Origin of the sequence: Bradyrhizobium sp. HKCCYLRH2060 (genome assembly GCF_051168135.1) — a bacterium.
Classification (GTDB): domain Bacteria; phylum Pseudomonadota; class Alphaproteobacteria; order Rhizobiales; family Xanthobacteraceae; genus Bradyrhizobium.
Genome location: NZ_JBNPUK010000001.1, coordinates 84,656 through 98,445 on the forward strand (window position 1 = coordinate 84,656; position 13,790 = coordinate 98,445).

12 protein-coding genes are annotated in these 13,790 nt (G+C 65.1%); 5 read left to right on the top strand and 7 right to left on the bottom strand.

Annotated features, from left to right (window positions below; translation table 11 throughout):
• Window positions 1-123: 123 nt before the first annotated feature.
• The 3 genes from ACQR10_RS00380 to ACQR10_RS00390 all read right to left on the bottom strand — a co-directional run bounded on the left by ACQR10_RS00380 (window position 124) and on the right by ACQR10_RS00390 (window position 3,233).
• Window positions 124-780 carry a glutathione S-transferase family protein gene (locus ACQR10_RS00380; RefSeq protein ID WP_316215226.1) on the bottom strand — a complete coding sequence of 219 codons (657 nt, stop codon included), beginning with the start codon at window positions 778-780 and terminating at the stop codon, window positions 124-126.
• Complete coding sequence (locus ACQR10_RS00385; protein ID WP_316215227.1) at window positions 780-1,949, bottom strand: acyl-CoA dehydrogenase family protein; 1,170 nt, start codon at window positions 1,947-1,949, stop codon at window positions 780-782. The genes ACQR10_RS00380 and ACQR10_RS00385 overlap by 1 nt, the downstream gene beginning before the upstream one ends.
• A gap of 144 nt (window positions 1,950-2,093) precedes the next feature.
• Window positions 2,094-3,233: an acyl-CoA dehydrogenase family protein gene (locus ACQR10_RS00390; protein WP_316215228.1), complete on the bottom strand. Its 1,140-nt coding sequence runs from the start codon at window positions 3,231-3,233 to the stop codon at window positions 2,094-2,096.
• A 269-nt stretch (window positions 3,234-3,502) separates the two neighbouring features.
• Between ACQR10_RS00390 and ACQR10_RS00395 the strand changes: the two genes are divergently transcribed.
• The gene (locus tag ACQR10_RS00395; protein ID WP_316215229.1) at window positions 3,503-4,735 is read left to right on the top strand and encodes an ABC transporter substrate-binding protein; all 1,233 of its coding nucleotides are present in this window, start codon (window positions 3,503-3,505) and stop codon (window positions 4,733-4,735) included.
• 990 nt (window positions 4,736-5,725) lie between these two features.
• Here the strand turns inward: ACQR10_RS00395 and ACQR10_RS00400 are convergent.
• Entirely contained in the window at window positions 5,726-6,499 is a 774-nt protein-coding gene (locus ACQR10_RS00400) for a helix-turn-helix domain-containing protein (RefSeq protein WP_316179362.1), read from the bottom strand.
• 200 nt (window positions 6,500-6,699) lie between these two features.
• Between ACQR10_RS00400 and ACQR10_RS00405 the strand changes: the two genes are divergently transcribed.
• The 4 genes from ACQR10_RS00405 to ACQR10_RS00420 all read left to right on the top strand — a co-directional run bounded on the left by ACQR10_RS00405 (window position 6,700) and on the right by ACQR10_RS00420 (window position 11,347).
• Entirely contained in the window at window positions 6,700-8,967 is a 2,268-nt protein-coding gene (locus ACQR10_RS00405; RefSeq protein WP_316215230.1) for a marine proteobacterial sortase target protein, read from the top strand.
• A 100-nt stretch (window positions 8,968-9,067) separates the two neighbouring features.
• On the top strand, window positions 9,068-9,637 hold the full coding sequence (locus ACQR10_RS00410; protein ID WP_316179360.1) for a class GN sortase: 570 nt from the start codon (window positions 9,068-9,070) through the stop codon (window positions 9,635-9,637).
• A gap of 114 nt (window positions 9,638-9,751) precedes the next feature.
• Window positions 9,752-10,468, top strand: a complete 717-nt coding sequence (locus ACQR10_RS00415; protein ID WP_316215231.1) for a DUF1614 domain-containing protein — start codon at window positions 9,752-9,754, stop codon at window positions 10,466-10,468.
• 57 nt (window positions 10,469-10,525) lie between these two features.
• Entirely contained in the window at window positions 10,526-11,347 is an 822-nt protein-coding gene (locus tag ACQR10_RS00420; protein ID WP_316215232.1) for an MlaD family protein, read from the top strand.
• A 29-nt stretch (window positions 11,348-11,376) separates the two neighbouring features.
• Here the strand turns inward: ACQR10_RS00420 and ACQR10_RS00425 are convergent, their stop codons facing one another.
• The 3 genes from ACQR10_RS00425 to urtE form a co-directional block, all read right to left on the bottom strand.
• Complete coding sequence (locus tag ACQR10_RS00425) at window positions 11,377-11,718, bottom strand: FmdB family zinc ribbon protein (RefSeq protein WP_315801681.1); 342 nt, start codon at window positions 11,716-11,718, stop codon at window positions 11,377-11,379.
• 99 nt (window positions 11,719-11,817) lie between these two features.
• Window positions 11,818-13,047, bottom strand: coding sequence for a formamidase (gene fmdA / locus ACQR10_RS00430; protein WP_009031409.1), 1,230 nt, complete (start codon window positions 13,045-13,047; stop codon window positions 11,818-11,820).
• A gap of 36 nt (window positions 13,048-13,083) precedes the next feature.
• Window positions 13,084-13,773, bottom strand: coding sequence for an urea ABC transporter ATP-binding subunit UrtE (gene urtE, locus ACQR10_RS00435; protein ID WP_316179352.1), 690 nt, complete (start codon window positions 13,771-13,773; stop codon window positions 13,084-13,086).
• Between the last annotated feature and the right edge of the window lie 17 nt (window positions 13,774-13,790).

Consider the following 13,790-nt stretch of genomic DNA (forward strand, 5'->3'; position numbering starts at 1 on the left):
GCTTCTTTGGGGAAGAACCATAGCGCAATTCGCGCCGCTGTCATCGGCGACGATTGCCGATTTTTGTCGCGGTTAACCCGGTGCTCAAGGATCATCCGTCATTCCGCGAATGACGTGCGCAACTCACGGCCTGACGCGCGGCTTGATGCCCTGCTCCACGCCTGCACGCTGCTCGGCGGCGCGCGCCCTCTGGTAGCCATCGCGCTGCTGCAGGCGCGCCCAATAGGCCGCCACATTCGGCCCGAATTCCTTGGAAAGGCCGAGCGTGTCGGCGAGCCGCAACGCATAGCCGATCACGATATCCGCCGCCGTAAAGCGGCCGGCGCACAAGAACTCGGCACCCGCGGTCGCCGCCTCCACCGCGCGCAGCCGGCCCAGGAACCATTTGGCGTAGTCGGTCGCGACCTGCGATGAGCGCCGCTCCTCAGGCTCCAGCTGAGTGTAGCGCAATACCAGCGTCTGCGGGAACGTCAGCGTCGCGTCGGAGAAATACATCCAGTTCAGGAACGCGCCGTAGGCCGCCTCCTCAGGTCCCACCATCAGCGGCGTCGGGCCGTGCTTGATGCCGAGATAGTGACAGATGCCGGAGGACTCCGTCATCTTCGTCTCGCCGTCGATCAGAAGCGGGATCGTGCCCAGCGGATTGATCGCCAGATATTCCTTCGCCAGCACCCGTGGCGGGAACGGCAGCATCTTCAACTCGTAGTTAAGTCGAAGCTCTTCCAGCATCCACAACGGGCGAAACGACCGGGCGCCGTCGCAATGATACAGCGTGATCATCAGGCGTTCCCCGCTTTGCCGGTGCCGGGCAAAGTCCCCATCATCTTGCACAGGATGGTCAACATGACCTCGTCGGCGCCGCCGCCGATCGAGCTCAGGCGCGAATCGCGATAGGCGCGGCTGACCGGGGTCTCGTTCATGAAGCCCATGCCGCCCCAATATTGCAGGCAGGCGTCGGTGAGCTCGCGGCCGAGCCGGCCGGTCTTGAGCTTCACCATGGTTGCGAGCCGCGTCACGTCCTCGCCGGCGATCATCGCCTCCGCGGCCTGATAGGTCAGCGCGCGCAGCAGCTCGACCTCGGTCTGCATCTCCGCGAGCTTGAAGTGGACGACTTGGTTGTCGAGGATCGAGCGGCCGAAGGCCTTGCGGTTGCGCGTGTACTCGATGGTCGCGTTGATGATGGACTCATGCGCCTTCAGGCAGGCGGCGCCGGCCCACAGTCGCTCCTCCTGGAACTGCATCATCTGATAGGTAAAACCCTGCCCCTCCTCGCCGACGCGGTTGCGCTTGGGCACCCGGACATTGTCGAAGAAGATCTGCGCGGTGTCGGACGAGCGCATGCCCATCTTGTCGAGCTTGCGCGCGACCTGCACGCCCTTGCTCTTCATCGGCACGCAGATCAGCGACTTGTTGCGATGGACAGGTCCGTCGCTGGTGTTGGCGAGCAGGCAGATGAAATCGGCCTGGGTACCGTTGGTGATCCACATCTTGCCGCCATTGATGACGTAGTCGTCGCCATCGGAGCGCGCCTGGGTCTTGATCGAGGCGACGTCGGAGCCGGCACCGGGCTCGGACACGCCGATGCAGGCGACGTAGTCGCCTGAGATGGCGGGCGCCAGGAACTCCTTGCGCACCTCGTCGGAGCCGAACCGCGCCAGCGCCGGGGTCGCCATGTCGGTCTGCACGCCGATCGCCATCGGGATCGCGCCGCAATTGATGGCGCCGAGCTCTTCCGCCATCATCAGCGCGTAGGAATAGTCCAGCCCCTGGCCGCCGAACTCGACCGGCTTGTTGAGGCCAAGAAAGCCGAGGTCGCCGAGCTTCTTGAACAGCTCATGCGCGGGGAAGATGCCGGCCTCCTCCCATGCGTCGATGTGAGGATTGATCTCGGCGGCGATGAACTTCTGCAGGATGCGGCGCGGTTCGTCGTGGTCGGCGGTGAAGAGCATGTTTCATTCCCTGTCATTCCGAGCGGTCGCGTAGCGGCCGCCCCCGGAATCTCGCTATGTCTTATCTAACTGCTTCACGATCGTCAGTCCGGGGCAAGGCCGCAGGCCTTGAACCTGGAATGACGGGCTTGGAGAGGCCGCGACTCACAATCCCATCTGCCGGCTGGCCAGATCTTTCATGATCTCCTCCGTGCCGCCGCCGATGGCGTTGACCTTGACCTCGCGATAGATCCGTTCCACGCGGACACCCCGCATGAAACCGGCGCCGCCGAAGATCTGCACGGCGTCCGAGGCGCAGTAGGCCATCGTCTGCGTCGCCTGGTTCTTCATCATGCAAATCTCGGCGACCGGATTGTCGCCCTGTTCGAGCCGCCACGCCAGCATTTCCAGCATCGCCTGCGACGCCGCCACGCGCTGCGCCATGTCGACCAGCTTGTGGCGGATGACCTGGTGCTGCGCGAGCGGCTTGCCGAAGGTGTGGCGCTCCCGGGCGTAGGAGATCGCATCGTCGAGGCAGACACGGGCGTAGGCCGTGCAGCTCGCCGCCATGCCCATCCGCTCGCTGTTGAAATTGTGCATGATCAGCTTGAAGCCCTGCCCTTCCTCTCCGATCAGGTTCTCGACGGGCACGCGGCAGCCGTCGAAATGCAGGGTCGCCGTGTCCGACGCCCACCAGCCCATCTTGTCGAGCCTAGTGCGCGTCAGCCCCGGCGTGTCGCCGGGCACGAGCAGCAGACTGACGCCCGCCGGCCCCGGTCCGCCGGTGCGCACCGCGACGGTGACGTAGTCGGCCCGCATCCCGGAGGTGATGAATGTCTTCTCGCCGCTGACGACATAGTGATCGCCGTCGCGGACGGCCCTGGTCCTGAGATTGGCAACGTCAGAGCCACCGCTCGGCTCGGTGATCGCCAGCGCCGAGATCTTGCGCCCCGCAAGAATCTCCGGCAGCACGCGCGCCCTCACCTGCGGCTGCGCGGCGCGCGCGATCGGCGGCGCGCCGATCGTATGGCTCATCAGGCTGGCACTGATGCCGCCGGCCCCCGCACGCGCCAATTCCTGCGACGATACGATCTTCATGAACTGGTCGGCCGGCACGCCGCCGAATTCCTCCGGGAAGCCGAGCCCAAGCAGGCCGATCTCCGCCGCCTTCAGATACAGCGCGCGCGGAAATTCGCCGGCCTCGTCCCACGCGCTCGCGAACGGCGCGATCTCCTTGTCGACGAAGCGCTTGATGACGTCGCGGAAGGCCTCGTGCTCGGCCGTGTAGAACGGGCTTTTCGTCATGGCGGTGCCGGGAGGATCCTGCTTCGTGCGCCTCAGAAGATGCGCCGGAAACGCCCGTATCAACTTGCGTGGAGTGGCTGGCTGGCAAAATCACCTGCGGCGCGCCCGGTCGGCCCGGCCGGCTTCCCAGGGCCAGCGCCTGGACGCAAGACAGTGCATTGCACACATCTGCCCACTCGTTGTGGTGAGCGGCCTTGCACGGTCGCCATCGCCGCAGGCCAAGAGCAAGAACGACAATCACGAAAATTCAACCAGAGGAAGCCCAGGGAATGTTGCCGATGACGACCAGGACACTGCTCTCATTCGCGGCCGCGGCCGCCTTTTCCGTACTGGCGAGCCAGAGCGCCCTTGCGCAAAAGAAATACGACACCGGCGCCACCGACACCGAGATCAAGATCGGCAATGTCGAGGCCTATAGCGGCCCGGCCTCGGCCTACGGCATCATCGGCAAGACCGAGGAAGCCTATTTCAAGATGATCAACGACCAGGGCGGCATCAACGGTCGCCGGATCAACTTCATCTCCTATGACGACGGCTACAGCCCGCCGAAGACGGTCGAGCAGGTGCGCAAGCTGATCGAGAGCGACGAGGTGTTCCTGGTGTTCAACGCGCTGGGCACGCCGACCCAGACCGCCGTGCAGAAATATCACAACGCCAAGAAGGTGCCGCAGCTGTTCCTCGCCACCGGCGCCAGCAAGTGGAACGACCCCAAGGAATTTCCGTGGACGATGGGTTTCCAGCCCAGCTACCGCGTCGAGGCGCGGATCTTCGCCAAGTACATCCTCAAGGAGAAGCCGAACGCGAAGATCGCGATCTTCTATGCCAATGACGATTTCGGCAAGGACTATGTCCTCGGCATCAAGGAGGTGCTCGGCGACAAGGCCAAGACCATGATCGTGGCCGAGGAGAGCTACGAGACCTCGGAGCCGTCGATCGATGCTCATATCGTCAAGCTGAAGGGCACCGGCGCCGACGTGTTCGTCAACATCGCGACGCCGAAATTCGCAGCCCAGGCGATCAAGAAGATCGCCGAGCTCGAGTGGAAGCCGATGCACCTGATGACCGACGTCTCGATCTCGATCGGCGCCGTGATGAAGCCGGCCGGCCTCGAAGCCTCCGAGGGCGTGCTCTCCGCCGGCTATCTCAAGGACCCGTCGGATCCGCAGTGGAAGGACGACGAGGGCATGAAGAAGTTCATGGCCTTCATCAACAAGTACATGCCCGGCGCCAACATCTCCGACGCCAACCTCGCCTATGGCTATGCCGCGGCGCAGACCATGGTGCAGACCCTGAAGCAGTGCGGCGACACTCTCACCCGCGAGAACGTCATGAAGCAGGCCGCCAGCCTGAAGGATTTTGCACCGGATACGCTGATCCCGGGCATCAAGGTCAACACCGGCCCCACCGACTTCGCCCCGATCGAGCAGCTCAAGATGATGCAGTTCAAGAACGGCAAATGGGACCTGTTCGGCGACATCATCAGCGCTGACGTCGGGGGGTAGGTTCACGCACGCGCCGGGTGGTAGACCCGCGCGCAATTGATGCCCACGTTCTATCCACGATACCGGTCGACTCCCCTCCCCCTTGCGGGGAGGGAGTCGACCGGTATCGGGTCAAATTCTGCCAAGCAAAATCTTCTTGCTATTTTTCCGAATCCATGTTTCTCTCTCGCCATCCCGCCTCACTGCGGAGGGGCGTTACGCGCGATCGTCACGACACGCGAGGCGGGGATGCGGTGGCCGCGAGAGATCGCAGCGTCTTCTTACGAAGGCGCGGACGAACGATCGCTTGCGGACGTGAAGTCGCAGCGTCCTGACACCCCGAAGCTGGTGTCTCCCGCGCAACGCGCAAGCATTGTCGCGGCATGGTGGCCAACAAGCCGGTGCACCAGGGAGACTGCGTATAAGCGTTCAACCCATCGCGCAGGGAATGCCGGCGTGCTCGGCTTTGCCTGTGGTACCTGCCGCCTGCATTTTTTTCGCAGGCGGGCCATGGGTGAGGCCTTCACCCGGCATTCCCTGCGCCCTCTGCACGTGAAGAGGGACGGACTGATTGAAACCTCGGGCGAGTGTCGCCGCGAGACTGCGATGACACGTCCTTAGTCGATTGTCTGCTGATCGATCCGATCTGTCGTTGAGACGTTCGGCTGCTTGAACGTCGCGCTGTTTGATCCCGTGAATCCGCCTCACCCCACCGCCGTCGTCCCGGACAAGCCGTGACGCGCGAAGCGCGGCACGGTGCCGATCCGGGACCCATACTCCGCGGCGGTGATGTGGCGCGAAAAAGCCAATGACCAGCCGGACTCAAACCGCTCCCTGGGGGTATGGGTCCCGGCGTTCGCCGGGACGACGCTGCATGGCTAGAAGCACGGCGGCAACTACAAACTCCGTCATTGCGAGCGAAGCGAAGCAATCCAGGGCCGAGTTCACGACTCTGGATTGCTTCGTCGCTTCGCTCCTCGCAATGACGGTGGTTAGTCGTGTGCCCAAATCTCACGGCACGCCCTGCACGAACAGCGCAAACGGCTCCTCGACGGTCTTGCGCAGATGCTCGCGATAAAACCCGTAATGTAGATCGTCAGTCCCTAGTCTGCCGAAGCTCGGCTCCACCACATTGCGCAGCGGCAGCAGCGCGATCGGCGCGGCGATCGGTGTCAGCAGCGAGCCGCGGCCCGCCAGGAGCGTCGTGATGATGCCGTACATCTCACCGGTGATTGTCGGCCTGGAGACCGTGATCAGGCGGTGCTGGCCGTGGCGGTTGGTGACGAGGTAGACGAAGCCGGACTGGTTGGGCACCGCAACCTCGCCGAACTGCGTGAACGCCGCATCGAGCCGCGCGCCTTCGCGAAACACCAGCGCCGACGCGGCATCGTCCCAGACGATGTCGGTGCGGTAGGCGTAGATCGCGTCCTTGTCGCCGAATGACGGCCGCAAGGTGACGTAGGTGCCCTCGATCCACTCCACAGCCCGCCGCGAATAGGAGCCGAGGCTGTCGGGTGCAATGCCGCCGCTTGCGGCAGGCGCGACGAGAGGTGCGCTCGGCGCCTTGCGCAGGGATATGCCGAGCGCCTGCTCGAGCCGGACAATGGTGGCGAGCGTGAACGGACGACGGCCACCGAGCGCCTTCTCGAGGGTCGAGAGGCTCAGCTTCGCCTGCTCCGCCAGCGCCTGCCGCGACATCCGGCGCCGCGCGATCTCCTCGCGGACCGTCTCGGCGACCTGCCGGCTCTGCTCGTCGGAAAGCTCGCTGTTGTCCGGTATCGACATCCTGTCCCCTGCCGCGTGATGCACACCTCTTCTAGCAGACGGACAAATCAGCACAAACCCGGACGGATCAGCCGCGCTCTCGACCGCCACCGGACAGGCGCGGGCGGGCGGCGGCCGAACAAGACCGACCATTCCGCTCGCGGTGCTGGCGCGATGCGCCCAGTCTCGGCATGCCGAAATTGATCGTTGCGGAGGCAATGATGAGCGAGACGATGGACCACGATATCAGAAGCAGCACCCATCCGGTCCGGTCGTGGATCGTGACCATGCTGCTATTCCTGCTGCTGCAGGCTGCCGCCGTGCTGCTGGTCGGGTTCACGGCGTTGTTTCTCAGCGTCACCCCTGGCTGGTCCGCCGAAGGGCCGCTGCCGCCGCTGACCAGGCCGGGCGATGCCCGCTCCGGCGCACTGCTGTTCAAGTCCGACGGCAGCTATGCCGAGGCGCCGCGGCTCGGCATCGGAGTCGACATCGTCGTCTCCGGCCCGACCGCGCGGGCGCGCGTGACGCAGCTGTTCAAGAACACCAGCTCGCAATGGATGGAGGCGGTCTATGTCTATCCGCTGCCACCCGACAGCGCGGTCGACACACTGAAGATGATCGTCGGCGACCGCGTCGTGGTCGGCGACATCAAGCCGCGCGAACAGGCCAAGGTGATCTATGAGCAGGCCAAGCGCGACGGCAAGACCGCGGCGCTCACCGAGCAGGAGCGACCGAACATCTTCACCAACTCGCTCGCCAATATCGGCCCCGGCGAGACCGTGCTGGTGCAGATCGAATATCAGCAGCCGGTGGCCGCGAGCGGCGGCGAGTTCTCGCTGCGGGTGCCGCTGGTCGTGGCGCCGCGCTACAATCCGGCGCCGATCGTGCAGAGCGTCGATCTGCGCCCGGGCGGCAACGGCTGGGGCGCAGCGAGCAACGATCCCGTGCCTGATCGCGACCGCATCTCGCCGGAGGTGCTCGACCCAGCCAAGACCGATCCGGTCAATCCGACGAGGATCACGGTGCGGCTGCAGGCAGGCTTCGTCATCGGCGAGGTCAAGAGCCACCATCACCAGGTGACGATCGACAGCCCCGATGCGAAGACGCGTGTCGTGACACTCGCCGAGGGCGTGGTGCCGGCCGATCGCGATTTCGAGCTGACCTGGAAGCCGGCGGCCGCCGCGACGCCGTCGGTCGGCCTGTTCCACGAGCAGGTCGGCGATGCCGACTATCTGCTCGCCTTCGTCACGCCTCCCGCAGTGACGGCGTCGGCACAGCGTCCGCAGCCGCGCGACGTGATCTTCGTGATCGACAACTCCGGCTCGATGGGCGGCACCTCGATCCGCCAGGCCAAGGCCAGCCTGCTCTATGCGCTGAACCGCCTGCAGCCGGGCGACCGCTTCAACGTGATCCGCTTCGACGACACCATGACCGTGCTGTTTCCCGCCTCGGTGCCGGCCGATGCCGAGCATGTCGGCAGCGCGACCAGCTTCGTCAGTGCGCTCGACGCGCGCGGCGGCACCGAGATGGTGCCGGCGATGCGCGCGGCGCTGACCGACGACGGCAGCGACTCCGACCGCGTGCGTCAGGTGGTGTTTCTGACCGACGGTGCCATCGGCAACGAGCAGCAGCTGTTCGAGACCATCACCGCGATGCGCGGCCGCTCGCGCATCTTCATGGTCGGCATCGGCTCGGCGCCGAACACCTATCTGATGACGCGCGCCGCCGAGCTCGGACGCGGCGCCTTCACCCATATCGGTTCGGTCGAGCAGGTCGAGGACCGCATGCGCGATTTGTTCGCCAAGCTGGAGAACCCGGTGGTGACCGGGCTGAGCGCGACGTTCTCCGAAGCCTCTGCCGACCTCACGCCCGCGGTGCTGCCGGACGTCTATCGCAACGAGCCGCTGGTGCTGGCCGCCAAAATCGATCGCCTCGCCGGCTCGCTGCAGCTCAAGGGCCGCATCGGCGACCAGCCCTGGACCATCACGCTGCCGCTGTCGGGCGCCGCCGAGGGCAAGGGCCTTTCAAAGCTGTGGGCGCGGCGCAAGATCGGCGATGCCGAGGTGGCGAAGACGATGCGGCAGATGACGCCGGAGGAAGCCGACGGCGCCATTCTGAAGCTCGCGCTGGAGCACCGGCTGGTGAGCCGCCTGACCAGCCTCGTCGCCGTCGACAAGACGCCGCGCCGTCCCGACGGCGAGCCGCTGAGGCTCGCCGAACTGCCGATCAACCTGCCGGCCGGCTGGGATTTCGAGAAGGTGTTCGGCGACCGTGGCCGGATGCCGGCGGCACAGAAGGAGCGCCGCGCTGGAGCAGACCGCGACGTCCAGCTCGCCGCGCTGAAGCGGCCGGTGGTGCCGGCAGCGCCTGCGACGGTCACGCTGCCGAAGACGGCGACCGATGCGGAGCTCAGCATGCTGCTCGGGTTGGGCCTGCTGATGCTCGAACTGATCTGGCTCGTCGCGATCAGGCGGCGGGCTGCCAACTAAGCAATGTCGTCATTGCGAGGAGCGAAGCGACGAAGCAATCCAGGGGCTGCACAACGACTCTGGATTGCTTCGCTTCGCTCGCAATGACGGAGGAGAGAGAATGCCACGATTTGTCATCCCGCTCGCAGTCGCGCTTGTCGGCCTCATCCTGTTCGGCCACGGCGCCCTCATCCATGCCAAGGCGATCGTCGCGCAGGTGCTGCTCGATCGTGCCTTCTCCCAGACCATCGCTACGGGACATCCGGTCAAGCCGTGGTCCTGGGCCGACATGGTCCCGGTGGCGCGCATCGAGGTGAAGAGCCTCGGCGTCTCCACCATCGCGCTGGCCGGCTCGAGCGGCCAGGCATTGGCCTTCGGCGCCGGCCATGTCGAGGGCAGCGCCGAGCCGGGCGAGCCGGGTGTCGCCGTCTACTCGGGCCATCGCGACACGCATTTCCGCTTCCTGAAGGACGTCAGCATCGGCGACGAGATCGACATCGTCAGGCGCGACGGCAAGACCTTCCGCTATCGCGCCGACGGGGCCAGCGTCGTGCGTTTCGATGCGTCCGGCATCGATCCGGACACCGAACGCCCTGAGCTCGTGCTCTCCACCTGCTGGCCGTTCGACGCGCTGACACAGGGCCCGGAGCGCTACGTGCTGCACGCCACGCTGATCGCGTCTGAAGAATGAACGAGACCATGGCTGCCCTTGGGAACCAGGCGCCGAATGACCATTTGTCACCCTGTCGCCCGCGTGAGATGATCCTGCGCGGGCAGCACGGTCCATCATCGAAGCGCTTTCGACATGCATTCCCAGATCCAATATCTGCCGATCACGCCCGTATTCTTTGCGATCCTGGTGCTCGCCTTCGGCGTCCTGATCGTCCTGATCCAGTTCGGCATCCTGCGCTACGCCTACATGAAGCTCGGCGTCAGCTCGGGCACCGCGATGCTGCTGCTGTTCGGCTCGCTGGTCGGCAGCTATTTCAACATCCCGATCACCATGCTGCCTGGGGAGGTCGCGCGCTCTGGCGAGATCATCGACTTTTTCGGCATGCAATATGTCGTGCCGTTGGTGCATCAATGGCCGGGTACTCTGCTCGCCGTGAATGTCGGCGGCGCGGTGATCCCGACGATCATGTCGACCTATCTCATGCTGCGCTACCAGCTCTGGCTGCGCGCCGCGATCGCGGTGCTGGTGATCGCCGTGATCATCCACGCGATGGCGACGCCGGTGCAGGGCGTCGGCATCGCCGTGCCGGTGTTCGCGCCGGTGGTCGTGACCGCGATCCTGGCGTTCCTGCTGTCGCGCGAATATGCCGCGCCGCTGGCCTATATCGGCGGCTCGATGGGCACGCTGGTCGGCGCCGACCTGATGAACCTCGACAAGATCGGCAGCCTCGGCGCGCCCGTGGCCTCGATCGGCGGCGCCGGGACGTTCGATGGCATTTTTCTCACCGGTATCCTGGCGGTGCTGCTGGCCGGCCTCGCCGCGCCCTCCCGGCCGGGCCTCGCGCGCTGAGCTTTCAACCGGGAGACATAGCGGCTAAAATCGAGCCAAGGCAGCAGTGGACACGGAATGCGCGCGATCAATCTTATCGTGGGAACCCTGACGATCGCGGCCGTCGCGGCCGGGATCAGCGGCGTCCTGATCAAGCAGAAGCGCCGCATCGCCGAGCAGCGCAGCACCATGCGCGTGGTGTTCGACGGCGGTTCGGCGGCCGGCCTCCGCAAGGGCGGGCCGGTGAATTTCGATGGCGTGCAGGCCGGGCAGATCCTCTCGATCAATCTCGAGAGCCCGCGCAAGATCGTTGCCATGATCACGCTCGACAAGTCAGCGCCGATCCGCAAGGACACCACCGCCGGCATCGAGTTCCAGGGCCTGACCGGTATCGCTGCGATCTCGCTGGTCGGCGGCGCGCCGACCGCTCCGCCGGTGCCGCTGGATCGCGACGGCGTGCCGGTGCTGACGGCCGACCTCAAGGACCAGGAGACGATGGTCGAGACAGTGCACAACATCGACAAATACGTCGTCAGCAACGCACCGGCGATCAAGCAAGCGCTGCAGACGTTCGAAACGGAGACCGCCTCGCTGCAGGCCAAGACCGCCGCCTTCGACTCTGCGATCGACAAGGCCGAGGATGTCTTCAAGGGCTTCGATACGCTGGTCACCAAGATCGACGGCGCCATTCCCGGGTTCGCGGACGGCAACCCGGGCCAGCTGTTCGATCAGATCAAGTCCATGCGCGAGCTCGTCGACAGCTTCAAGCGCAAGTCCGCCAAGGTGATCGACGAGAGCCGCAAGACGCTGGTCGACATCAGCGACGGCGCCAATGCGATGACGGTCAAGTTCGGCGGCCAGCCCGCGCCGGGACCACGCCGGGTGCCGGCCTCACGCTGAGGGGCGGACACGCCGCCCCTCGCGTTCGTTCAGTGGCTGATCATCCAGGGGCGCGCCGTCGGAAAGCCCTTGGCGCCGCTCCTGGTCTTGGTCATCAGCCGCGGCGATTTCTTCGGCGAGCAGCAGCCGCAGGCCGGCCCATGCTTGGCCTTGTACTCGGCAACCGTCTGCGGCGCGTGGCGGCTGCGCTCGTTGGTCGCGTGCGCCGTACGCCGCTCCGCCGGCATGCAGGCGAAGGCGGGCGCGGTGAGGATCACCCGCGGCGCCATGTCCTGGCATTGCGGACAGACCTGCGGCTCGTCACATTCCGACATCGGGCGCATGTCGGTGAAGGGGCCGCATTCGTCACAGAGATATTCATAGACCGGCATTGTCTCGTCTCCTGCGCAACATCGTCTCTCTCGTCCGCGCGGCGGATGCGGGGCGGCCAAATACGCGGCCGTCCCGCATCCCGTCGCACAGGGAGAGGGTTATTTATCCGGCGAGATCGGCATCTGGATGTCGCCCTTGATGTGCTTGATCGGTCCCGCCGCCGACGGCATCACGTCGAAGTCGAAGATCTCGGTCGGCAGCCACAGGGTCGCGCAGGCATTGGGCACGTCGACCACGCCGGAGATGTGACCCTGCACCGGCGCGGTGCCGAGGATCGAATAGGCCTGGGCGCCGGAGTAGCCGAACTTCTTCAGGTACTCGATCGCGTTGAGACAGGCCTGCCGATAGGCGATGTGGACGTCGAGATAGTGCTGCTTGCCGGCCTCGTCGACCGAGATGCCCTCGAAGATCAGGTAGTCACGATAGTTCGGCGTGATCGGCGACGGCTTGAAGATCGGGTTCTTGATGCCGTACTTCGCGACGCCGTCCTTGATGACGTCGACCTTGATGTGCAGCCAGCCCGCCATCTCGATGGCGCCGCAGAAGGTGATCTCGCCGTCGCCCTGGCTGAAGTGCAGATCGCCCATCGAGAGGCCGCCACCGGGCACGTAGACCGGGAAGTAGATCTTCGAGCCGCGCGACAAATCCTTGATGTCGCAATTGCCGCCATGCTCGCGCGGCGGCACGGTGCGGGCGCCCTCGGCGCCGATCTTGGCCTTGACGTCGCCCTTGGCCTGGCCGGCATGCGCGGTCGGTGCGAACGGCGGATTGGCGAGGCCCGGCACGCGGGTCGGGTTGGTCGCGATCAACGCCGTCTCACGCTCGTTCCAGGTCGCCAGCAGCTTCGGATCGGGCAGACAGCCAATCAGGCCGGGATGGATCAGGCCGGCGAAGTTCACGCCGGGCACGTGACGCGACGAGGTGTAGAGGCCCTTGATGTCCCAGATCGACTTCTGCGCCAGCGGGAAGTGGTCGGTCAGGAAGCCGCCGCCATTCTGCTTGGAGAAGAAGCCGTTGAAGCCCCACAGGCTCTCCTTCAGCGGACCGACGTCGAGCAGGTCGACGACCAGCAGGTCGCCCGGCTCGGCGCCCTTGACGCCGATCGGGCCCGAGAGGAAGTGCACGATCGACAGGTCGATGTCGCGCACGTCGTCGGCCGAGTCGTTGTTCTTGATGAAGCCGCCGGTCCAGTCATAGGTCTCGATGATGAAGTCGTCACCGGGGTTGACCCACTCCACCATCGGAATGTCCGGGTGCCAGCGATTGTGCACCTTGTCGTTCTCGTAGGCCGACTTGGTCAGATCGACCTTGATCAGTGTGTCAGGCATCAAGAGCTCCCCTTTACCTTTGCTTGGACGGAGTGGTTAGACGGACAGATATTTCGAGACCTGCGCGGCATCGACGGAGTCGCGCGGATCGTCGCGGACGATCTCACCGTTCTCGATCACCAGCACGCGGTCGGCGATGTCGAGCGCGAAGCTCAGCACCTGCTCGGAGACGACGATCGACAATCCCTTCTCGTCACGGATGCGCTTCAAGGTGCGCGCCATCTCCTTGATGATCGACGGCTGGATGCCCTCGGTCGGCTCGTCGAGCAGCAGCACCTTCGGCTTGGTGGCGAGTGCGCGCGCGATCGCGAGCTGCTGCTGCTGGCCGCCGGAGAGATTACCGCCGCGGCGGCCCTTCATCTCGAGCAACACCGGAAACAGCTCGTAGATGTCGCCGGGCACCTCGGACTCGCCCGAGACGACGAGGCCGGTCTCGATGTTCTCCTTGACTGTCATGGTCGAGAAAATCATGCGGCCCTGCGGCACATAAGCGAGGCCCTTGGCGACACGCTCGTAGCTCTTCAGGCCCGACAGCTCGGTGCCGTTCATGTCGATGGAGCCGCTCTTGGACGGCAGGATGCCCATCAGCGACTTCATCAGCGTGGTCTTGCCCATGCCGTTGCGCCCCATGATCGCAACGATCTCGTTGGGCGCGACCTTGACATTCAGGCCATGCAGCACCTCGCTCTGGCCATAGGCGACATGGAGATCGGAGATTGCGAGCATCAATGGCTCCTGCAAAG